Genomic DNA, 788 nt, shown 5'->3' with positions numbered 1-788 from the left:
CCGCATGGAACAACCTCACCGCCCTGCCACAGACCATCCGATCCATCGGCCTCAGAAAATGGGCTCATATAGGTCAAAGGTGATAGCCCGTAGTATTATATGCACATCCATACATTTCTGATAAAGAAACGAAAATAAATATACTTAATATGTATTTATAAAAATGGATATGACGTGCCGATTATATTGTGTCAGGGGAGTGGTAGGGCAGGGGCCTTGCTGAATATCCATCGTCAACAACGACGCAGGCTCCCGTCGGTTAGAGCCTGATCCGAAAGTTTTTGAACAATACCAGCCTGTTGTGATTCATCCGTCTTTACGAAGAGCCCGATCCGAAAGTTTTTCAAGCTTGACAATGCCTTGCTGTCCGTCGTGTGAGCATGCGGATCGAGGCGATCAATGTCCATGCGGTTGAGGAAGCAATGGACTTTTCCCAATCTTTGGCGAGCCGCCTGCACCGTCCCAGCCAGGCGAATGTCCGTTCAACCACCCAGCGGCGCGGCAGGATCTGAAAGCCCTTCGCCGTATCGGACCGCCTGATGATTTCGATCGTCCATTTTCCCATGGAGGCGAGCGCGGATCGCAATTTGTCGCCAGCATAGCCGCCATCAGCGAAGATGTGGCGCAGCCAGGGAAAGCGCCTGCGTATTGCCGCCAGAACATCAACGGCCCCATCACGGTCCTGGATGTCGGCGGCATGAACGAGGAGAAAGATCAGGAAGCCGCAGGTATCAGTCACGATATGGCGCTTGCGGCCCTTGACCTTCTTGCCCGCGTCATAGCCCGAA

General features: G+C 52.9%; 1 pseudogene. It reads right to left on the bottom strand.

From position 1 onward, the window contains the following. Positions 1-343 precede the first annotated feature (343 nt). A pseudogene (locus CFR80_RS18575) lies at positions 344-788 on the bottom strand (IS5-like element ISGdi1 family transposase); the annotation flags it as partial.

The sequence above is a fragment of the Komagataeibacter oboediens genome (genome assembly GCF_003207815.1).
Classification (GTDB): domain Bacteria; phylum Pseudomonadota; class Alphaproteobacteria; order Acetobacterales; family Acetobacteraceae; genus Komagataeibacter; species Komagataeibacter oboediens.
This window is presented reverse-complemented; position numbering and strand designations above follow the sequence as displayed.